A 20448-nucleotide genomic window follows, 5' to 3' on the forward strand; every position below is an offset into this window, starting at 1 on the left:
TTTCGAGTTGCGAGGCCCGGTCTACTCGCCGCCCCCCGCCGGTGCGCTGAACCGCGCCGTTCAGATTGAGTTTGGCTTGCAGGCGTAGCGAGGACGCGAAGGGAGGGACGCTTGCGGATTTTGCTGGTCGAGGACGACGCGGACCTGGCCGAGGGAATCGCGCGTGCGCTTCGTGCCGAGAAGTTCGCGGTCGATATCGCGGTGAACGGCGAGGACGGCGCGCACCTGGGCGCGACCGAGCTGTACGACGCGGCGGTGCTCGACCTCGGGCTGCCCCGGAAGGACGGGGTGACGGTGCTCCGCGAGTGGCGCGCCGAGGAGCGGACGATGCCCGTCCTGATCCTCACCGCCCGTGACGCATGGTCGGAGAAGGTGGCCGGGTTCAAGGCCGGCGCCGACGACTATCTGACCAAGCCGTTCCGGGTCGACGAGGTGATCATGCGGCTGCGCGCGCTGGTGCGGCGGGCCGCCGGCCATGCGGGCGCGCGGGTGACCTGCGGGCCGCTGACCCTCGACGCGCAGCTCGGCGTGTTCGAGCTCGACGGACTGCCGCTCCGGCTGACCGCGCTGGAATGGCGGGTGCTGTCCGCGCTGATGCTGCGGAAGGAAGCCGTGATCGAGCGGGGCGAGCTGATGGAGCGGGTATACGAGGGCGACGCGGAGGTCGACTCCAACTCGCTCGAGGTGATCATCGGGCGGCTCCGCAAGAAGATCGGCGCGGCGATGATCCAAACGGTTCGCGGTCGCGGTTATCGGCTGACCGCGGACGACGCATGAGGCTGATCCCCCGCTCGCTGTCCGGCCGGCTGCTCGCCGTCTCCGCGCTGACCAGCATCGCCGCGCTCGCCTTCGCCGCCTTCAGCATCGGCAGCGTGCTCGAGCGGTTCGTCATCCGCGGCCTCGACCAGCAGCTCGACGCCGAGGTCGCCATGCTGACCCGCGCGGTGCGGCCCGACGGCGTGCTCGACCAGCGCCTAATCGTGAACCTGCCGGCGTTCGAGGCCGGCCGCCGCGGCTGGGGGTGGCGGGTCGAGGGGACGCGGGGGCGTTGGAGCGGCGGCGACCCCATCGTCGAACGGCCGCCGCCGGAGCCTGACCGGTTCGAGCCTCCCGACATGGACATGGCGGATCGCGAGCCGCGTCCCGGGGACGGGATCGCGTCGTCGGGCGAGCGAGTCCATGTCCGCCAGCTCAGCGTGCCGACCGGCGCCGGGCCGGTGATCGTGACGGCGGGCGGCCCGCGGCGGGTGGCGATGGCCCCGATGCGCGAGGCGATGGTCCCCCTGCTCGCCTCGCTCGCGCTGCTCGGCGGGGCACTCGCGTTGGCAACCGCGGCGCAGCTCCGCTTCGGGCTGCGCCCGCTGCGCCGGCTTCGCGGCGCGGTCGCGGACGTGCGGATGGGCCGGGCGCGCCACGTGCCGACCAATCAGCCGGACGAGTTGGCGCCGCTCGCGACCGAGCTCAACAGCCTGCTCGACCAGAATGCGGCGCAGCTCGATCATGCGCGCCGTCATGTCTCGAACCTGGCGCATGGCCTGAAGACGCCGCTCGCCGCGCTGGCCCTGCGGCTGGCGGAAGGCGGCCGCGATCCGGACGGCAGCCTGGCGGCGATGGTCGCCGACATCGACGGGCGGGTGCGGCATCATCTCGGCCGGGCCCGCGCCGCGGCGCCGGGAGGCGGCCAGCGGGCGAGCACCCGGCTGGCGGCCGCTGTCGACGACCTGGTCGGGGCCATGCGGGGGATCCATGCCGGCCGCGCCGTGGATGCCGCAATCTCGGTCGCGCCGGAGCTGGCGGTGCTGGTCGACCCGCAGGACCTCGACGAGTTGCTCGGCAACCTGCTCGACAACGCCTGGCGCCACGCGCGATCCCGGGTGAGCGTCACCGCTTGCCGGAAGGAAGGCGAGGTCGAGATCATCGTTGCGGACGACGGCCCAGGGCTCTCCCCCGACGAGATCGCACTGGCGCTGATGCCGGGGCGCCGGCTGGACGAGCGCGGGGGCGGTCACGGCTTCGGCCTGCCGATCGCGCAGGAACTGGCGGAACTGAACGGCGGTCAGCTGACGCTCTCGCGGGCCGAGTCCGGTGGGCTGCAGGCGGGGCTGCTCCTACCCGCGGCCAGAAAATAGCCCGGGCTCGCGCCCCGAGTCACCCTGGGCAGCGAGCGGGCGAACCCCGACGCGAGCCGACGCGATGCCGTTCAGGCGGCGTGCGGGTTGCTGCAGAGCATTCTCTGGTTGTTCGACAGCGATGCCTCGTTCTTCATCGCCTGGTCGCTCCGCTCGCGCACGGTCACCGTCTGGCTGGTGCGGATCGTGATCGGTCCGAACCAGCGGTTGGAAAAGAGCGGCTGATAGGCATAGACGACCTCGGCCAGCATCACCGCGGTGTTCCTCGCCGCCGTGATCTTCGGCCCCCCGGAGAGGCCGTAGCCGGACGCCTGGGCGGTGCCGCTCGCGCCGTCGCCTTCCGCGCCGTGGGTCGAGTTGGCGGCATTCGCCCCGGTGCAGCGCTGCCACCGAATATACTGGTTGACCACGGTCGGCGTCGAACCGCTGCTCATCACCGGTTCGATGCTCGACAGGATGATCCGGCCGTTGCGCGCAAAGTCGATCTTCTGGCCCATCAGCTTGGCGCCGAAGAAGATGTCGTTGATGTCGGTCTCGTCGATCGACGTCCGCACCCGGGCAGCATTGTCGGCGGTCTTGATGGCGATCGAATTCACCGTGAGATAGGCGATCGAGAGGTTGGCGATCTCGAGCCCGGCGAGGCAAAGCAGGCAGAGCAGCGGCAGCGCCAGCGCGAACTCGGTCATCGCGACGCCAGACCGGCTTCGGAACAGCCGGCGCGGAAGGGTCCTGAGGTTCATGCGCATCGGCCTAGCACCGGATCGCTGGGGTGGCCTGGGCGGCATAGGGCTGCCGCTTGACGATCGTGGTGACGGTGGTGCTGTGGTTGCCCGCCAGATTGGTCAGGAAGCCGCCGATGTCCGCGAAGGGCGGAAACGAGACGGTCAGCTGATAGTAGATGATGTCGTCCGCGCCGCCGACGCCGGCGCGACCGGGCGTGGTGTCGTAGGCGCCGTTTGGGATGAGATCTTCCCAGCAGTCGCCGGGATCATACTTCCCGTTGCCGTTGACGTCGGTGATCAGCTTCTCGGGCTTCCCGATGCCGGCGAACTCGTAGTAGTTGCGGACGCTCCAGGCGAAGCTCGCCAGCGGCGCGATCCGCTTCACCTGGTTCTCGACCCCCGTCTGCAGCGCGGCCGCATCGACCGCCGCCCCTCCGACGCCGGCGCCGCGGGCGGCGGACTCCAGCGCTCCGATCGAGGTCGACCGGACGTAGATCCAGTAGCCGAAATCGAGGAAGCCGAGGATGAAGAGGACGAGTACCGGCAGCACCAGCGCCATCTCGATCACGGCGGCGCCGGCCCGGTCGCCGAGCAGGCGGCGAACCAAGCGGCTCACTGCGACAGCCTCAGCGCGCCGATCGCCTGACCGATCTGCGTGAACTTGTCGACCAGCGCCGCCTGATCGTCGGCCTTGAACGCCTGGGCCGGGGTGTTCGCGCAGTTGACGAGATCGGTCGACAGGCCCGTCCCGCTGCTCGTCCCGAAGGCGATCACCCAGATGTTGACGTTCATGCCCTTCACCGCGTTGCACATCATGCGGAAGCGCTGGAGATGGCTGTTGTACTGGCTGGTCGAACTGCCGTTGCCGGTCACGCGCTTGTCGAACTTCTCGACGCCGTAGGCGGAATAGGCGCTGAGGTCCGGCTCGAGAGCCCCGTCGGTCATGAAGATGAGGTGCCGATTGACCGGGAAACTATTGTAGCTGCTCGGGTTGTTGCTTGCCCACAGCCCGGTCGGCGAGAGCAGCCGGGCACCCCAGAGCATGCCGAGATCATGGTAGGTGTAGCCGCCGGCCGCCAGCCCGGCGGTGTAGCTGTTCATGTCGCTGACGCTCGACATGGTGCCGAGCGACTGGACGGACTTGGGACAGGCATAGCCGAGCCCGGCGACATTATACTTCGCGGTCTCTGAATCCGGGTCGTAGGCGTTCCAGGCGGTTGCGCTGCTCGTCGGCGCGGTGTCGACGTCGAGGTCATAGGCGTTGGCCGGCGGCGTGTAGCCGGACGAGGAGCCGATGGAGGAGACGGTCTGGCGTTCCTCGATGCAGCCGGCCCAGCTCGACCAGAAGCTGGAGTCGTGGGTCACCGAGCTCGCCGGTCCCACCCCGTTGCAGGTCTGCCCGCTCGGGGTCACGCACTTGCGATAGCTGGAGGTCGTGTTGACCCAGCTCGGGTTGGTCGATCGCAGCAGATTGCCCGCGTTCACCGTCAGCGAATAGGGCACGATGCCGTAGCGGAGCCGGAGGCCCTGGCCGGCAAGCTGATCCTGCGCCGGTTTCAGGGCATTGTAGAAGGACGTCACCGCGGCCCGAAGCGCCTGGATCTTCGATCCGCTCTTTTCGGAGGGACAGTAGGTCGTGGCGGACTCGGCCGGCAGGCAGTTCATCGACAGCGTCGTATCGAGAACCAGCATCACGTCCGTGTTCACGAAGTCCTGCCGCGCGGTGCAGGAGACGCTGATCGGGATCGTGGAGATGCCGAAGATGGTCATCAGCGTCGTCGGCACGCTCGTGGCGAGCGTCAGGTCGACGGCACTGTTCGCACCCGCGGTCGGAACCACGGTGAAGGCCGAGCTGCCGAACGTACCCTGCGGGAAGTCATAGTCGACGAACTTCCTCACCTCGGCGGTGACGGTTGAGTCGAGGCCCGCCGCTCCCATCACCTTGCGGCCGCCGAGCACGCCGGCGTCGCAAGCCTGCTGAAGCCGGGTCTTGGTGAGATAGGCGCGGCTGATGTCGACGCCCGAGCCGACGATTCCGGCGATCGGGATCATCGCCACGGCGGTCAGGACCAGCGCGTTCCCGCGCTTGTCCTCCCGCAGCCGGCGCATGAACGTCCGGTCGTCACCCGCCGAGCGGCGGGCGAACAGGCGACGCAACATTCCGACAAGCCTTTTCATCAGCATTGTCCCACCAGAACATGCGCCGGTTTGAACCTATTTTTCTAACGCTTGCTTAGATGCGAAGGTTAACGGGATGGCTGCCATACAATCCCGTCAGGCCCTTAGCGGCCAGCGCACGGCGGCATGGTTGCGGGATCACCAACAAAGGCTTCAATTGGGACCGATATGCGTCGACCTCAATTTGGCAGGACGCGCACCCGGTCGTTGCTGAAGCTTGCCGAGCGGCCCGGTGCCCCGGTTCCAGGCTGGCCGCCCCCGACGCTGACGGTGAAGCGGCCCGCCATGACTTCCCGCACGCCGTCGGCGGTGACCGCGCTAAGATCCCGCGGCGCGAGATCGAAGCTCAGGGCACGCCGTTCGCCGCGCTGGAGGTGGACGCGCTGGAGCCCGCGGAGCGCCAGCCGCGGCGCGCCGGCGACCGCCGGGAAGGAGAGGTAGAGCTGGGCCACCTCGTCGCCATCGCGGGCGCCGCTGTTGCGCACCTCGGTGGTCACGCGCAGCCCGTTGCCGACGCCCCCCGAAGCGGGGCGCAGGCCGATCGGCGCATAGTCGAAGCTGGTGTAGCTGAGCCCGTACCCGAATGGGTAGACCGGGGTGCCGCGATAATAGCGGTAGGTGCGGTTGTGCATCGCATAGTCGTTAAACGCGGCGAGGTCCTCGACGCCGCGGTAGAAGGTCAGCGGCAACCGCCCCGCGGGGTTGGCCGCGCCCGCCAGCACCTGGGCGACCGCCAGCCCGCCGGACTGGCCGGGGTACCAGGCTTCGAGGATCGCGGCGGCGTTCGCCTTGGCCCAGGCGAGGTTGATCGGGCTGCCGTTCATCGCGATGACGACGAGCGGCTTGCCGAGCGCATGCGCCTTCTCCAGCAGCGCGCGCTGGTCGGCCGGCAGTTCGAGCGAGGTCTTGTCCCCGCCCGAGAAGCCCTCGACATGCACCGGCATCTCCTCGCCCTCGAGGTCGGAGGTGAGGCCGACGACAGCGACGACGACGTCCGCGTTGCGGGCCGCGTCGGCGAGTGCGGCGTTGTCATCGGTCGAGATGCGCTTCCAGAACATGCCGGGCTGGCCGCTGCCGCCGCTCCGCGTTTCGAAGCGCAGCGGGTAGCGCTCGCCCTTGCGCAACTCGACGGTGACGAGCTTGAGCGGGTCGCCCCAGCCCGACTGGCGATCGGAGCGCACCGCTGCCCGGCCACCCACCTGCATGTCGCCGGTCACGCCGGTCACCGCGATCCGGTAGGTTCCCGTTTCGGGCGCGACGAGGGAGCCCGTCCAGACGGTGCGATGCCGCTCGGCGACCTTGCCGAGGGTCGCGGCCGAGCTCGCAAGGCCGGGTTCGACCTGTGAAGCGACGGGAGCGGACTCGAACTGGGCGGGGCCGCCCTTTCCCGCGTCCGGCACCCTTGCGTTGTAGTAGTCGGCGCGCAGGCCGGGCGCTCCGTCGGGCGTGACGAAGGCGCTCGCGGGCACCGGGTCGCCGTCGGTGATCGAGGGCATGAACGGGACGTAGCGGATCGTGGCGCCTGGCAGGGCGCGCCGCAGCCCCTCGAGGACCGAGATCGGCGGGGCGCTCGCGGGCGAGGAGTAGTTGCCGCGCAGCACGCGAGTGGCGTCCGCCAGCGGCCCCACCAGTGCGATTCGGACGCCCGGCGCGAGCGGCAGGGTCCGGTCGTTCTTGAGCAGCACCATGGACTCAATCGCCGCGCGGAGCGCGAGCGCCTGGTGGTCGGGCGTGTTGATGGCCGCCGCGGAGACGGTGGAGGAGTTACGCTGCGGCAGGCCGGGCAGGTCGCCGTTGCGAAAGCGGGCGGAGAAGAGGCGGACCAGCGCGCGATCAATGTCGCGCTGGCCGATCAGCCCCCGGGCGAGCGCCTCGCGGTAGCGCGCCTCGAGGTTGGGCGTGCCGCTCAACGTCGCGGTGTTGCACTCATTGTCGACACCCGCCTTCAGCGCGGCCGCCACGCCCGCCGCGGAGTCCGGCGCATATTTGTGGTGGTCGGAGATATCGACCACGGCGTCGCAGTCGGACACGACATAGCCCTGGAACCCCCACGCGCCGCGCAGATGGTCCTTGAGCAGGAGGTCGCTGGCGCAGGCGGGCTGGCCGTCGATGCGGTTGTAGGCGCACATGACCGAATTGGCCTTCGCCTCGACGATCGCGGCGCGGAACGCCGGGAGATAGGTGTCCTCGAGATCGTGCGGGGAGACGAACACGTCGGCCACGTGGCGCGTCGACTCGGGGCCGCTGTGGACCGCGAAATGCTTCGGGGTGGCGATCACGTCCGGCAGGTCCGGGTCGGGACCCTGCATGCCGGTGATGAAGGCGACGCCGAGCGTGGCGGTGAGGAACGGGTCCTCGCCATAGGTTTCCTGCCCGCGGCCCCAGCGGGGATCGCGGAAGATGTTGATGTTGGGCGACCAGGTATCGAGCCCGGTCCCGATCGTGCCGAGATGCCCGGTCGAGCGGCCGAGCGTGTGGAGCGCACGCACCTCCCGGCTGATCGCCGCGGCGACGCTGTGGACCAGCGACGGGTCGAAGGTGGCGCCGAGCCCGATCGGCTCGGGGAAGTTGGTCGTCGGCACCGGACCGAGCGCCCCATGCAGCGACTCCGTCCACCAGTTGTAGGCGGGGACCTGCAGCCGCGGGATGGCCGGAGCGACGTTGAGCAGCTGCGATAGCTTCTCGTCGGGGGTCATGCGGCTAACGAGCGCGGCAGCGAGGGCAACCGCCTGCGAGCGAACGGCGGACGCTGCGGGCGCCGTCTGGGCGCTCGCCGGGGCTGTCGAGGAGGCGGCCGCCACCAGCAGCGCGAGGGTAAGCGAAGCAAAGCGAACCACGGCAATCTCCCTTTTACCGGTGCGTTGATAGCGCTAACAATCTCGTTGCCCAAGTGGTGAATCGACAGGCAAGGAGAGCGGAGATGAGGGGCACGACGGACAATTGGCCGCGGCTTTGGAACCTGACGCTTCAACTCGGCCTGCTGACGTGCGCGATGCTGTTCGCCGCGCCAGCTCAGGCCCAGGACGACCGGATGACACCCATCCCCGTCCCGGCCCAGCCCGGCGCCATCGAGCTGGATACCGGCAAGCTTCCGGGCGCCGCCGCCCCAGAGGCGTGGCACATGCAATATGGCAGCCGCTTTGCTCGCAACGTCAGCGTGGCCACGCTCACGCCCTATCTGCCCGATCCGGCAAGGGCCACGGGAGCGGCCGTCATCGTGGCACCGGGCGGCGGGTTCCGGACCCTGTCGATGGAGAATGAGGGTTCCGAGGTGGCACAGGCGCTGGCGGCGCAAGGCGTGGCGGCGTTCGTCCTCAAGTATCGGCTCAACCAGACCCCGCAGGACATGGACGCTTTCGCCCGGGCGATGAACGCGATGTTCTCCGGCGCGGCGCGACGGCCCCCGCCAGGGCGCCAGGCGGTCGGTGAGGGAATTGCTCCCCAGCTTGCGGATTCGAGGGCGGCCTTCGCGCTCGTTCGTCGCCGCGCCGCCGAGTGGCACGTGGACCCGAGCAAGGTCGGCATGGTCGGCTTTTCCGCCGGGGCGATGCTGACGCTGGCGACGGAGCTGACGGGCAGCGATGCCCGGCCGGCCTTCATCGGCATCATCTATGGTCCGCTGTCGACCGTCACCGTCCCGGCCAACGCGCCACCGATGTTCGTCGCGCTCGCCGCGGACGATCCCTTTTTCGGGGCCGGCGGGTTCGGGCTGATCGAGAGCTGGCGCGCGGCGAAACGGCCGGTCGAGTTCCACCTGTTCGAGCAGGGCGGCCACGGCTTCGGCATGTACCCGAAGCCGGCCACCAGCACCGGCTGGTTCGACGAGTTCCGGCGCTGGATGGCGATGCACGGCTGGAGCCGGTGAGCAGCGGACGGCGGGCCGGAGCGTCGCAGCACCGGCTTTAGGCGCGCGGTTCCAGCCGAACGAGCGGCTCGTCGAGCAGTCTGCCGAAGCCGGCTTGAGATTTTGGTCGAGACAAACGGTCGGAGGCATGCTGAGGAGAGCCGGATGACGTGCGCCTCGCTTCTTCCTTCGACTGGCGGTCTCCCGCGGGTCCGACGCCGGCCGATGCCGACGATCCGCCGGACCCTGCCCGCGCTGCTCGCCGCGCTGCTGGCCGCCGGGTGCGGGCCGAAGCCGGGCACGGTGGCGGTCGAGCAGGCCTGGACCCGCGAGACGGCGCCGGGTCAGTCGATGGCCGCGGTCTATTTCACCATCAGCAACGACGGCGCCGAGGACCGGCTGCTCGCCCCGACCGTGGTCGCGCCGGCGGGTGCGCGGGCAAGCCTGCACACCGGCAGCATGGCCGGCGGGGTGATGCGGATGCGGCCGGCCGCCGACGGGATCGCGGTGCCGGAAGGCACGACCCGCCTCGCCCCCGGCGGTGCGCATGTGATGATTGAGGGGCTGCCCGGACCCCTGAAGGCGGGCGGGCAGCTTCGGCTGCAGCTGCGCTTCCGGGTTGCCGGCACGCGGGCGGTGAGCGTGCCGGTGCTCCCCGCGGGAAGCGCGGGTCCGGCGGCGTGAAGCGGCTGCGGATCCTGCTGTGGGCGCTGGTCGCCGTTGCGGCCGCCGGCGCGGCCTTCCTCGCGACCCGGCCCAAGGCCCCGCCGACGACGGCCCCGCCGATGGTCACCAGTACCAGCTTCGGGGGCCCCTTCACCCTGACCGGCGCCGACGGCCAGCCCTTCCCGAGTAGCCGGCTGAACGGCAAGCCCTACGCCATCTTCTTCGGCTTCACCCATTGTCCGGACGTCTGCCCGACCACGCTGGCGCGGTTGACCCGGCTGCGCAAGGCGATCGGGACCGGTGACGAGCCGTTCCGGATCGTTTTCGTCAGCGTCGATCCGGAGCGCGACACGCCGGCCGAGGTCGGCCGCTACGCCGGGCTGTTCGGAACGCCGGTGATTGGGCTGACGGGAACGCCCGCCAGTGTCGAGCGGGTCAAAAAGCTGTTCGGCATCTATTCGCAGAAGGTTGGAAGCGGGCCGGACTATTCGGTCGACCATACCGCGACGGTGCTGCTATTCGACCGCGCCGGCGGGTTCGCGGGGACGATCTCGCCCGACGAGCCGGAGGCCTCCGCGCTGGGCAAGTTGAAGCGGTTGGTCGCCTAGGCGGAAGCGCTGCGCACCCGCGCCAGCAGCCGCTCCATGGCCGCGACCGCTTCGGGTTCGTCGAGCGCTGGCGCGTGGCCGACGTCCTTCACCGTCACCAGCTCCGCGCTGCCGATCGTCTCGGCCATCCGCTCCGCCGTTTCGGCGGTGAAGAGATCGCTGCGGTCGCCGCGCAGGACCAGCACGGGCTTGCCCTTCAGCCCGTAGAGCAGCGGCCAGAGGTCGGGCTGCGGCGCGTCGTTGGCGAGCTTGAACGGCTCGGAGATGCCGGGATCATAGTCGAAGCTGATGCGCCCCGACTTGTCCTCGCGGCAGAGGCGGCGCGCGTGGCGGTCCCAGCCCGACAGGTCGTAGTTGGGGAAGACGTCGGCATGGCGTCCGGCGAGGTCGCGGGTCGCTTCCTCCCAGCTCGGCCAGCTCGCCGCTTCCCCGACATAGGAGCGGATGCGATCGAGGCCGGGCAGGCTCAGCTCGGGCCCGACATCGTTGATCAGCGCCCCGGCGATCCGCTCCTCGTCGGTGGCGGCGAGCAGCATGGTGACGAGGCCGCCAAGCGAGGTCCCGAAGAAGACCGCCTCGGCGATGCCGAGCTGGTCGAGCAGCTTCAAGATGTCCTTGGCGTAGACCGGCGGCAGGTAGCGCTCGGGCCGCGGATCATGTTCGGATTCGCCGCGGCCGCGGAAGTCCAGCGCGATGATCCGCCACTCACCGGCGAACCGCTCGGCGACCGGCTCGAAGTCACGCGCGTTACGCGTCAATCCGGGCAGGCAGATGATCGGCGGACCGTCGGCCGGTCCCGCATAATCGCGATAGTGGAGGCGCAGCCCGTCGGGGCTGTTGAAGTAGCGGTCTTCGAAGGCGGCCATGGTTCAAGCCAGTGGCCGTCACTCGCCCTCGGCGTCAAGCATCTTGACCAGACGGCGCGGCGCCTGCGCCCGGTAGCTCTCCTCCATCCATTCGCACAGCTGCTCGAAGCTGGGCATCGCATCGGCCGACGGGCGGATGGTCACCCAACCGGCCCGGCCCAGCCCATATCCAGGCAGCTCCGAGTCCGGCCGGTCCAGCACCTCGCTGCCGGTGTAGGGAAGCTTGAAGATGAAGCGGAACGGGCCGTCGCGCGCAGGGAGATAGGCAAAGGTCTTGCCGTTGACCGCGAGGTCGTCGTGGCCGGGCCAGGGCGACTTGCGGGTGACCGCCGGCCAGGTGAGCCCCAAGGCGAACAACCGGTCGACCGCTTCGAACATGCGCAAGGGACTAGCGGAACCGGCGCGCCCGCTCCAGCTTTGGCGTTGCGATGACCGATTACCGTCCCGACCCGCAGATTTCGTCCCTGGGCGATGAGTTCTACGACGCGGTGGAGCCGGCCGCCTTCCCCGCCGCGATCCCCCGCTTCCTCAACCGGCGGTGGGCGGAGCGGATCGGGCTGGGCGGCGACGAGGCCTGGTGGGAAGCCCATTTCTGCCGCTTCGAACCCCTTCCGGGCAACCTGCCGCGACCGCTGGCGCTCCGCTACCACGGGCACCAGTTCCGCGTGTACAACCCGGACATCGGCGACGGCCGCGGCTTCCTGTTCGCGCAGACCCGCGACTCCGAGGGCCGGCTGCTCGACCTCGGCACCAAGGGCTCCGGCCAGACGCCCTGGTCGCGGTTCGGCGACGGTCGGCTGACGCTCAAGGGCGGGGTGCGCGAGGTGCTGGCGACCGAGATGCTGGAGGCGCTCGGGGTCAACACGTCGAAGAGCTTCGCCCTGTTCGAGACCGGCGAAAGCCTCGTCCGCGGCGACGAGCCCTCCCCGACCCGCTCCGCGGTGCTGACGCGGTTGGGCCATGGCCATGTCCGGATCGGCTCCTTCCAGCGCCTCGCCTACCATTCCGACGCGGACAGCATCGCCCGTCTCACCCGCTACTGCCTGAAGCAGCTGTATGGCGAGGAGCCGGTCGCGGACGATGCGGAGAACGTTGCCCGGCTGTTCCAGAAGGTCGCCATCGCGACCGCCAAGCTCGCTGCTTCCTACCTGGCGGCAGGGTTCGTCCATGGCGTTCTCAACAGCGACAATATCGCGATCTCCGGCGAGAGCTTCGACTATGGGCCGTGGCGGTTCACGCCGCGCTGGGAGCCGGGGTTCACCGCCGCCTATTTCGACGAGACCGGGCTTTATGCGTTCGGGCGGCAGCCGGAAGCCATCCACTGGGACCTGGCGCAGCTGGCTGGCTGTCTCGCGCTGGTCGGCGAGGCCCAGCCGCTGGCGGCCGAGCTTCAGGAATGGGGCGGCGACTTCGGCGATGCGCTGATCGACGCGCTCGTCGCGCGGCTGGGGGTCGTCCCACGCGACGATGCCCACGGCCAGCAGATCGCCGCGGCCGTGCTCGCCTGCCTGGAAGGCCAGCCGGTGGCGATCGACCGCTTCTTCTTCGACTGGCGCGGCGGCCGCGATCCCGGGGCGGAGCGCTATCCGGGCGAGCCGTTCCGCCATCTCGCCGCGCTGACCGGCGAAGTCGCCCGGGCGCCGGCGGACCCCTACTGGGCCGAGGAGCAGCCCTGCTCGCTGGGAATCGAGGAAGTGGAAGCGATTTGGGCGCCGATCGCCGAGCATGACGACTGGTCGCGCTTCGAGGCGAAGATCGCCGCCATCCGCCGGATGGGCGACGCGATGCGCTCGCCGGAACCGGAGGCGAGCGCGGGCGGCTGACGCCTGGCCGTCAGACCGCGCTGACGGAAAGGAAGCTCGGCAGCGGGCCATTCCAGCTCGCGACCGCGTCGTCGGCGGGCGCGGCGGTGCCTTCCGGTTCCGCCTCGACCGGCCTCGCCGGCTCGCGCGAGCGCTCGGGACGATCGCGCCGCTCGGAACGGTCGCGCCGCTCGGGGCGGCGGCTTGCCGGGCGTTCCGGCGCGGCACGGGGTTCCGGCTCGGCGGCCGTCGGCTCCGGCTCGGCGCGCGGGATCTTCATGCCCGTCAGCTTCTCGATTGCCGCGACCTGCTCGGCCTCGTCGGGCGCGGCCAGCGTGATCGCGATACCGGTCGCCCCCGCCCGGCCGGTGCGGCCGATCCGGTGGACATAGTCATCGGGCTGCCACGGCACGTCGACGTTGAAGACGTGGCTGACGCCCTTGATGTCGAGACCGCGCGCGGCGACGTCGCTGGCGACGAGGATGTTGATCTCGTCCTGCTTGAACCGGTCGAGCTCGGCGAGCCGGTCCGACTGCTCCATGTCGCCATGGATCTGGCCGACGCGGAAGCCGTGCCGCTTCAGGCTGGAGGCAAGATCGCGCACGGTCGTCTTCCGGTTGCAGAAGATGATCGCGGTCCGGACGTCCTCGCCACGCAGCAGTTCGCGCAGCCGGTCGCGCTTCTTGTCAGCGCGGACCGGGACGAGGCGCTGCTCGATGTTGGTGTTGGCGGTGGCCGGGCGCGCGACCTCGACCCGCTTGGGATCCGAGAGGAACTTGGCGGCGAGCTTCTGGATCGGCGGCGGCATGGTCGCCGAGAAGAGCAGGGTCTGCCGGTTCTTCGGGAGCTTGGAGGCGATTTCCTCGATGTCGGGGATGAACCCCATGTCGAGCATGCGGTCGGCCTCGTCGATCACCAGCAGGTCGCAGCCGGTGAGCAGGATCTTGCCGCGCTGGAACAGGTCCATCAGCCGGCCGGGCGTGGCAATGAGGACGTCGACGCCCTTCTCCAGCGCCTTGACCTGGTCACCCATCTGCACGCCGCCGATCAGCAGGGCCATGGAGAGCTTGTGGTATTTGCCGTATTTCTCGAAATTTTCGGCCACCTGCGCGGCGAGCTCGCGGGTCGGCTCGAGAATCAATGAGCGCGGCATCCGGGCGCGGCTGCGCCCATGGCCGAGGATGTCGATCATCGGCAGCACGAAGGCGGCGGTCTTGCCGGTCCCGGTCTGGGCGATGCCGACCAGGTCCTTCCCCATCAGGACCGAGGGGATCGCCGCCCGCTGAATCGGCGTGGGATCGTTGTAGCCGCTGTCAGTAACGGCGCGAAGCAACTCGTCGGAAAGGCCGAGATCGGCAAAGCTCATGAAAAATCCGGAAAAAAGGCGCGGGCACCGGTGCTCCGCGGCCGGGTTCCGGCCCTGCCGCGCGCGCCCGCAAAAGTCAAGAAACGGGATCCCCTAGCGGACGAGGCGGGGGACGATCTGGTGGAACGCCTCGATCCGGCAGGATCCGCCCATGCGGCTGCGGATCTCGTCCACCCCGGCGCAGATGCGGCCGCCCTCCGGCTGGACATAGAAGCCGCCGTAGAAATCGAGCCCGTCGCAATCCTCGTCGACCTCGGCGCGCATCCGCCGCCGCCCGCGAAGGAGGAAGTCGACGCTGTTGGCACCCCCGAGCGCGGCCCCGACGATATCGTTGGGCTGAATGCAGCGGGGGCCGGGCCGTTCGACGAACTGGACCAGGGGCCCCATCGGCCGCGGCTGCACCGGGATCCTGAGCGTGATCTCGTCGTGCTCGATGATCCGAGTGACGGCCACCGCCTGCGGCTCGGCGCCGCCAATGCCGACCAGCATCGCGAGCGCGTGAAGAAAAGAGGAAAAGCTCAAGAAGGTTTCGCCGCCAGCACGAGATCGATGATGCCCTATCCTGACCGTCCGTTGAACTCCCCATGAACTGGGCACGCTTGCACTCGCGCCTGCCAGCGAATAGAGGCGCGCGTTCGCAAGATTCCGGCTGCTCGCTGCCGCCCACGGGCACGCTCGAGCGCCGTCCCAGGAGACGATGTTCATGGCGACTGCGCCCAATCCCGGCCTGCCCCTGTTCTACCAAGAGCTCGAGCCGCTCAACACCGAGGTCCACGGCAAGGCGCATGTCCGCACGATCGACTCTGCCCCGCAGATCGGCCAGGCGCACGCGATCCCGGTGACCACCGACGAGTTCGCGCTGGTCCAGCGCTTCTACCCGATCATCTTCTCGGCCGGCGACGATCCGGTGCCGCTGGCGCTGATGGGGCTGAACGAGGGGATCAACACGTTCCTCGACCAGCAGGGTCGCCTGCGCGATCCCAGCGCCAGCATCTACCTGCCGGCCTACATCCGCCGCTATCCCTTCATGCTGGCCCGCCTGCGGCCGGACAGCGACGAGCTGTCGCTCTGCTTCGACCCGTCGTCGGGCGCGGTCGGCGACTTCGAGGACGGCGAGGCGCTGTTCGACAATGGCGCGCCGAGCAACGCGACGCAGGCGATCCTGCAGTTCTGCGAGCAGTTCGAGGCGGCCGGCCAGCGCACCCAGCTGTTCATGGACGAGCTGCGCAAGTCGGGGCTGCTGATGGACGGCGAGGTGGCGATCCAGCCGGAGGGCTCCGACCAGCCGTTCATCTATCGCGGCTTCCAGATGGTCGACGAGGAGAAGCTGCGCGAGCTTCGCGGCGACGAGCTGCGCAAGATGAACCAGAGCGGCAGCCTGGCGCTGATCTTCGCCCACCTGTTCAGCCTGGCCCAGATCCGCGAGGTGTTCGCGCGCCAGGTCCAGCAGGGGACTGGCCCCGCCCCCACCCCGGCGCCAGCGGGGCAGTTCCAGTCGCAATTCTGAGGCCGTTGGAGCCTCGCGAAAAAAGACCTTGAAGTCTTCGCGAGGCTCCCCATCTCATTCCAGCACCGGTGATCGCGTCCCCCCCTTCGCGATGTGCCGGTAACGTGCCCACGGGTGCGTTCCTCCCTGACCTTGGCCACCCTCGAACTCGAGGGTGGCCTCTTTTTTGCGTTGAATTTGGCATTTGGCGGTGCTAGATACGACAAATGGCAACGAGTCTCTCGCTGGAGGACCTGCCCCAGGCAGCCACGCCGGCCCGCGCCCGAGCGATCGAGCAGGGACTGCCGGTGAAGATGCTGCGCGTCCTCATGCGTACCTACGAGCTCGGGCCCGCCGAACTGTCGCGGATGATCGCGCCCCGCCGGACGCTGGAGCGTCGGCTCCAGTCGAACGAGCGGCTGACCGCCGAGGAAAGCGACCGGCTGGCGCGGCTGATGCGGGTCCTCGACCTCGCCGAATCGATCTTCGACGACCGCGCCTCGGCGGTCGGCTGGCTGTCCGCCCCCAAGCGCGCGTTCGACGAGGCGGCGGCGTTCGACCTGCTGAAGACGGAGGCGGGCGGCCGCGTGGTCGAAGACCAGCTGCTGCGGCTCAAGCACGGTTTCTTCGCCTGAGCGCGTGATCGTCTGGCGGATCAGCGAGTTCACGGCGCTCGACGGCGCCGGCGGGTTGCTGAGCGCGGGTCGCTGGCACCGGCGCGGGCGGCCAGTCATCTATACCGCCGAGGCCCCGGCGCTGGCCCTGCTGGAGGCACTGGTCCGGTTCGAGACGGGCGGACTGCCGACCCGCTTCCAGCTGCTCGAGATCGAGGTGCCGGAGGGTGCCGGCCAGACCGAATGGAGCGGCGAGCTGCCCGACGATTCCGAGAGTCAGCGCTGGGGCAGCGCCTGGCTGGAGGAAGCGGGCACGCTGCTCGCCAAGGTCCCGGCGGCGGTTGCGCCGCGCAGCTTCAACTGGCTGATCAACCCGGCGCACCCGGACGCCCGCGGGCTCCGGCTGGTCGAGGCGCGCCGCTGGAACTGGGACTCGCGGCTCGCCCGCTAGGCGATCAGGACGATCTTGCCGACATGATCGCCCGCTTCCATCCGGGCATGGGCGGCCGCCGCCTCGGCGAGGGGAAAGCTGCGGTCCATCACCGGCTTCAGCCGCCCCTCGGTGACCAGCGGCCAGACGGTCTGGCGGATCTCCTCCGCGACCATCGACTTGAACTCGAGCGAGCGCGGTCGAAGGGTCGAGCCGGTCAGGGTCAGGCGCCGGCGCATCAGTTCGACGATCGGGACCTCCGCCCGCGGGCCGCGCTGGACGGCGATCGAGACGTGCCGGCCATCGTCGGCCATGCATTGCATGTTGCGGGGGAGATAGTCGCCGCCGACCATGTCGAGGACGATCTCGACCCCCCGCCCCTCGGTGAGCTGCTTGACCTCGGAAACGAAGTCGGTGGCCTTGTAGTCGATCGCGTGGTCGGCCCCGATCTCCTCGGCGCGGCGGCACTTCTCCGCCCCGCCGCAGGTGACGATGACGCGCAGCCCGAACAGCTTGCCGAGGAGGATGGCTGTGGTGCCGATCCCGCTGGTGCCGCCGTGGACGAGGATGGTCTCGCCCTCGCTTGCGTAGGCGCGCTCGAAGACGTTGCTCCACACGGTGAACAGCGTCTCGGGCAGCGCCGCGGCTTCCTCGAGGCTGAGGCCGGACGGTACCGGCAGGCAGGTTCCCGCCGGAGCGACGCAATATTGCGCGTAGCCGCCACCGCCGACCAGGGCGCAGACCTTGGTGCCGGGGAGCATGGTGACGCCCGCGCCGCAGGAGACGACGCTGCCGGCAATCTCCAGCCCGGGGATCGACGGCGCACCGGCCGGCGGCGGGTAGGCGCCCTGGCGCTGCAGCACGTCGGGGCGATTGACCCCCGCGGCGGCGACGCGGACCAGCAATTCGCCAGGCCCTGGGGTGGGAACCGGCCGCTCGACGGCAACGAGGACGTCAGGTCCGCCGGGCCCGGCGGGATCGATAGCGACCATCGTCGCAGGAGTCGGTCCGTTCACGGCCGCGCTTATTGACAGCAGCGGGGCGAGGGTCAACGTTGTCGGACATGGACCTCGACGATCTGTTCCCGGGGAAACCGGAGGAGCCGCTGGCGGCACTGGCGCGGCAGGATCTAGACCCGCTCTCGCTCGACGAGCTGGACGCGCGGGTCGCCGCGCTGCAGGCCGAGATCGCCCGGGTGGAGGCTCACCGGAACAAGGCGGCGACGTATCGCGCCAACGCCGATGCGCTGTTCTCCAAGCGATAGTTCGCCGCGAATTATTGACCGCTCCAGCCTTGCGCGGGAGCCGGACCCCTACAACATTCATTGTAAGTTCCGCGGGCGTTCCCCGCCGCGGACGAGGAGTAAGCAATGCCCAGTTTCGCTCGCGAACTAGAACAGACGCTGCACAATGCCCTGAGCGAGGCAGGCCGGCGGCGACATGAATATGCCACCCTCGAACACCTGCTAATGGCGCTCATCGACGATGCCCACGCGGCCAAGGTGATGACCGCCTGCGGGGTCAACCGCGACGAGCTAAAGGCGACCGTCAAGCAGTACCTCGACGGCGAGCTCGGCGCGCTGGTCGCCGACAGCGGCACCGACCCGACCCCGACGAGCGGCTTCCAGCGCGTGGTCCAGCGCGCCATCCTCCACGTCCAGTCCTCGGGCCGGGACGAGGTGACCGGCGCCAACGTGCTGGTCGCGCTCTTCTCCGAGCGCGAGAGCTATGCCGTCTACTTCCTCCAGCAGCAGGACATGAGCCGGCTGGATGCGGTGACCTACATCAGCCACGGCGTCGGCAAGGGCGAGACCCCGACCGAAGCGCGGGCCGAGGGTGCCAGCGAGGAGAAGGCCGAGAAGGCGTCGAGCAGCGACAAGTCGAAGGAGAGCGCGCTCAAGCAGTTCACCGTCGACCTCAACGAGAAGGCCAAGGCCGGCAAGGTCGACCCGCTGATCGGGCGGATGGCCGAGGTCGACCGGACCATCCAGATTCTCTGCCGCCGGTCCAAGAACAACCCGCTCTACGTGGGCGATCCGGGCGTCGGCAAGACGGCGATCGCCGAAGGGCTCGCGCGCAAGATCATCGAGGGCGACGTGCCCGAAGTGCTCAAGGAAGCGGTCATTTACGCGCTCGACATGGGCGCGCTGCTGGCCGGCACCCGCTACCGCGGCGACTTCGAGGAGCGGCTGAAGAGCGTCGTCTCCGAGCTGGAGAAGATGCCGCACGCGATCCTCTTCATCGACGAGATCCACACGGTGATCGGCGCCGGCGCGACCAGCGGCGGGGCGATGGACGCGTCCAACCTCCTGAAGCCTGCGCTGTCGAGCGGGGCGATCCGCTGCGTCGGGTCGACCACCTACAAGGAGTTCCGCAACCACTTCGAGAAGGACCGGGCGCTGCTCCGGCGCTTCCAGAAGATCGACGTCAACGAGCCGACGATCGAGGACACGATCAAGATCATCTCGGGGCTGCGCTCCTCGTTCGAGCAGCACCACTCGGTCCGCTACACCCCCGACGCGATCAAGTCGGCGGTGGAGCTGAGCGCGCGCTACATCCATGACCGCAAGCTACCGGACAAGGCGATCGACGTGATCGACGAGGTCGGCGCGATGCAGATGCTGGTGCCGCCGAACAAGCGAAAGAAGGTGATCACGACCAAGGAGGTCGAGGCCGTGGTCGCGACCATGGCGCGGATCCCGCCGAAGAGCGTCAGCAGCGACGACAAGAAGGTGCTCGAGCATCTCGAGTCCGACCTGAAGCGCGTCGTCTTCGGGCAGGACCTCGCGATCGAGAAGCTGGCCTCGGCCATCAAGCTCAGCCGGGCTGGCCTGCGCGATCCCGACAAGCCGATCGGCAACTACCTCTTCTCGGGCCCGACTGGCGTCGGCAAGACCGAGGTGGCCCGCCAGCTAGCGAGCGTCATGGGCATCCCGCTGCAGCGCTTCGACATGTCGGAATATATGGAGCGCCATTCGGTCAGCCGGCTGATCGGCGCGCCTCCGGGCTATGTCGGCTACGACCAGGGCGGCCTGCTGACCGACGCGGTCGACCAGCAGCCGCACAGCGTGCTCCTGCTCGACGAGATCGAGAAGGCGCATCCCGATCTGTTCAACATCCTGCTGCAGGTGATGGACAACGGGAAGCTCACCGACCATCACGGCAAGACCGTGGACTTCCGCAACACGATCCTGATCATGACCACCAATGCCGGCGCGTCCGACATGGCGCGGGAGAGCATCGGGTTTGGCGCGATGAGCCGGGAGGACGTCCAAGAGGACGCCATCCGCAAGATGTTCACGCCGGAGTTCCGCAACCGGCTCGATGCGGTGGTGCCGTTCGGCTACCTGCCTCCGGCGGTGGTCGCGCGGGTGGTCGACAAGTTCATCCTGCAGCTCGAGCTTCAGCTCGCGGACCGCGGGGTGCACATCGATCTCGACGACGAGGCGCGCGAGTGGCTGACCGCCCGCGGCTACGACAAGCTCTACGGCGCTCGGCCGATGGGCCGGCTCGTCCAAGAGAAGATCAAGCAGCCGCTGGCCGAGGAACTGCTGTTCGGCAAGCTGGTCAACGGCGGCGAGGTCAAGGTGCGGATCAAGGAGAACCAGCCGGTCTTCGAGATCGTCCCCGCCCCGCCCAAGGCGACCAAGCCCAAGGGCAAGGCGGTGCGCAAGAAGGCCGACGGCGAGGCCCCGGCGGCGGAATAGGTCGCTCGTCGAAGCGGGCTTGCGCCGCCTC

At 69.3% G+C, this 20448-nt stretch carries 20 protein-coding genes; 11 read left to right on the top strand and 9 right to left on the bottom strand.

Going from position 1 to position 20448, the window contains the following annotated elements; all coding sequences use genetic code 11:
• The first annotated feature begins 111 nt into the window (after nt 1-111).
• Both HMF7854_RS13995 and HMF7854_RS14000 read left to right on the top strand, forming a co-directional pair.
• Entirely contained in the window at nt 112-777 is a 666-nt protein-coding gene (locus HMF7854_RS13995) for a response regulator (RefSeq protein WP_126719762.1), read from the top strand.
• Nucleotides 774-2129, top strand: coding sequence for a sensor histidine kinase (locus HMF7854_RS14000; RefSeq protein WP_126719763.1), 1356 nt, complete (start codon nt 774-776; stop codon nt 2127-2129). The genes HMF7854_RS13995 and HMF7854_RS14000 overlap by 4 nt, the downstream gene beginning before the upstream one ends.
• 71 nt (nt 2130-2200) lie before the next feature.
• Here the strand turns inward: HMF7854_RS14000 and HMF7854_RS14005 are convergent, their stop codons facing one another.
• From HMF7854_RS14005 to HMF7854_RS14020, 4 genes are all read right to left on the bottom strand, one after another.
• Complete coding sequence (locus HMF7854_RS14005; protein ID WP_239016996.1) at nt 2201-2869, bottom strand: TadE/TadG family type IV pilus assembly protein; 669 nt, start codon at nt 2867-2869, stop codon at nt 2201-2203.
• Nucleotides 2870-2879: 10 nt separating this feature from the next.
• Nucleotides 2880-3467, bottom strand: coding sequence for a TadE/TadG family type IV pilus assembly protein (locus tag HMF7854_RS14010; protein ID WP_126719764.1), 588 nt, complete (start codon nt 3465-3467; stop codon nt 2880-2882).
• Nucleotides 3464-5011: a TadE/TadG family type IV pilus assembly protein gene (locus HMF7854_RS14015; RefSeq protein ID WP_185829291.1), complete on the bottom strand. Its 1548-nt coding sequence runs from the start codon at nt 5009-5011 to the stop codon at nt 3464-3466. The genes HMF7854_RS14010 and HMF7854_RS14015 overlap by 4 nt, the downstream gene beginning before the upstream one ends.
• A gap of 197 nt (nt 5012-5208) precedes the next feature.
• Nucleotides 5209-7866 carry a glycoside hydrolase family 3 C-terminal domain-containing protein gene (locus HMF7854_RS14020; protein WP_239016997.1) on the bottom strand — a complete coding sequence of 886 codons (2658 nt, stop codon included), beginning with the start codon at nt 7864-7866 and terminating at the stop codon, nt 5209-5211.
• A 155-nt stretch (nt 7867-8021) separates the two neighbouring features.
• Between HMF7854_RS14020 and HMF7854_RS14025 the strand changes: the two genes are divergently transcribed.
• The 3 genes from HMF7854_RS14025 (at nt 8022) to HMF7854_RS14035 (ending at nt 10147) form a co-directional block, all read left to right on the top strand.
• Nucleotides 8022-8894 carry an alpha/beta hydrolase gene (locus tag HMF7854_RS14025; RefSeq protein ID WP_420822379.1) on the top strand — a complete coding sequence of 291 codons (873 nt, stop codon included), beginning with the start codon at nt 8022-8024 and terminating at the stop codon, nt 8892-8894.
• Nucleotides 8895-9098: 204 nt separating this feature from the next.
• On the top strand, nt 9099-9557 hold the full coding sequence (locus HMF7854_RS14030) for a copper chaperone PCu(A)C (protein WP_185829292.1): 459 nt from the start codon (nt 9099-9101) through the stop codon (nt 9555-9557).
• Nucleotides 9554-10147, top strand: a complete 594-nt coding sequence (locus HMF7854_RS14035) for an SCO family protein (RefSeq protein WP_126719768.1) — start codon at nt 9554-9556, stop codon at nt 10145-10147. The genes HMF7854_RS14030 and HMF7854_RS14035 overlap by 4 nt, the downstream gene beginning before the upstream one ends.
• On the opposite strand, the gene HMF7854_RS14040 is transcribed toward HMF7854_RS14035, so the two are convergent.
• The gene (locus HMF7854_RS14040; RefSeq protein ID WP_126719769.1) at nt 10144-11013 is read right to left on the bottom strand and encodes an alpha/beta fold hydrolase; all 870 of its coding nucleotides are present in this window, start codon (nt 11011-11013) and stop codon (nt 10144-10146) included. The two genes, HMF7854_RS14035 and HMF7854_RS14040, sit on opposite strands and share 4 nt — an antisense overlap.
• Nucleotides 11014-11031: 18 nt before the next feature.
• Complete coding sequence (locus HMF7854_RS14045; protein ID WP_126719770.1) at nt 11032-11391, bottom strand: MmcQ/YjbR family DNA-binding protein; 360 nt, start codon at nt 11389-11391, stop codon at nt 11032-11034.
• Nucleotides 11392-11441: 50 nt separating this feature from the next.
• Here HMF7854_RS14045 and HMF7854_RS14050 point away from each other — a divergent pair, with 50 nt between their 5' ends.
• Entirely contained in the window at nt 11442-12836 is a 1395-nt protein-coding gene (locus HMF7854_RS14050; RefSeq protein WP_126719771.1) for a protein adenylyltransferase SelO family protein, read from the top strand.
• Between the two features lie 10 nt (nt 12837-12846).
• On the opposite strand, the gene HMF7854_RS14055 is transcribed toward HMF7854_RS14050, so the two are convergent.
• Nucleotides 12847-14181, bottom strand: coding sequence for a DEAD/DEAH box helicase (locus HMF7854_RS14055; protein ID WP_126719772.1), 1335 nt, complete (start codon nt 14179-14181; stop codon nt 12847-12849).
• Between the two features lie 93 nt (nt 14182-14274).
• On the bottom strand, nt 14275-14670 hold the full coding sequence (locus HMF7854_RS14060) for a hypothetical protein (RefSeq protein WP_126719773.1): 396 nt from the start codon (nt 14668-14670) through the stop codon (nt 14275-14277).
• 214 nt (nt 14671-14884) lie between these two features.
• Between HMF7854_RS14060 and HMF7854_RS14065 the strand changes: the two genes are divergently transcribed.
• From HMF7854_RS14065 to HMF7854_RS14075, 3 genes are all read left to right on the top strand, one after another.
• Nucleotides 14885-15688: a SapC family protein gene (locus tag HMF7854_RS14065; protein ID WP_126719774.1), complete on the top strand. Its 804-nt coding sequence runs from the start codon at nt 14885-14887 to the stop codon at nt 15686-15688.
• 206 nt (nt 15689-15894) lie between these two features.
• Complete coding sequence (gene parS, locus HMF7854_RS14070; RefSeq protein ID WP_126719775.1) at nt 15895-16302, top strand: type II RES/Xre toxin-antitoxin system antitoxin; 408 nt, start codon at nt 15895-15897, stop codon at nt 16300-16302.
• 4 nt (nt 16303-16306) lie between these two features.
• Nucleotides 16307-16732, top strand: coding sequence for an RES family NAD+ phosphorylase (locus HMF7854_RS14075; protein ID WP_126719776.1), 426 nt, complete (start codon nt 16307-16309; stop codon nt 16730-16732).
• Here HMF7854_RS14075 and HMF7854_RS14080 read toward each other — a convergent pair.
• Nucleotides 16729-17703, bottom strand: a complete 975-nt coding sequence (locus tag HMF7854_RS14080) for an NAD(P)H-quinone oxidoreductase (RefSeq protein ID WP_126720250.1) — start codon at nt 17701-17703, stop codon at nt 16729-16731. The genes HMF7854_RS14075 and HMF7854_RS14080 overlap by 4 nt on opposite strands.
• 71 nt (nt 17704-17774) lie before the next feature.
• Here HMF7854_RS14080 and HMF7854_RS14085 point away from each other — a divergent pair, with 71 nt between their 5' ends.
• The gene (locus HMF7854_RS14085; RefSeq protein ID WP_126719777.1) at nt 17775-17975 is read left to right on the top strand and encodes a DUF1192 domain-containing protein; all 201 of its coding nucleotides are present in this window, start codon (nt 17775-17777) and stop codon (nt 17973-17975) included.
• Between the two features lie 105 nt (nt 17976-18080).
• Nucleotides 18081-20417: an ATP-dependent Clp protease ATP-binding subunit ClpA gene (gene clpA / locus HMF7854_RS14090; RefSeq protein WP_126719778.1), complete on the top strand. Its 2337-nt coding sequence runs from the start codon at nt 18081-18083 to the stop codon at nt 20415-20417.
• The last annotated feature ends 31 nt before the right edge of the window (nt 20418-20448 follow it).

It is taken from the genome of Sphingomonas ginkgonis, from assembly GCF_003970925.1.
Taxonomy (GTDB): domain Bacteria; phylum Pseudomonadota; class Alphaproteobacteria; order Sphingomonadales; family Sphingomonadaceae; genus Sphingomicrobium; species Sphingomicrobium ginkgonis.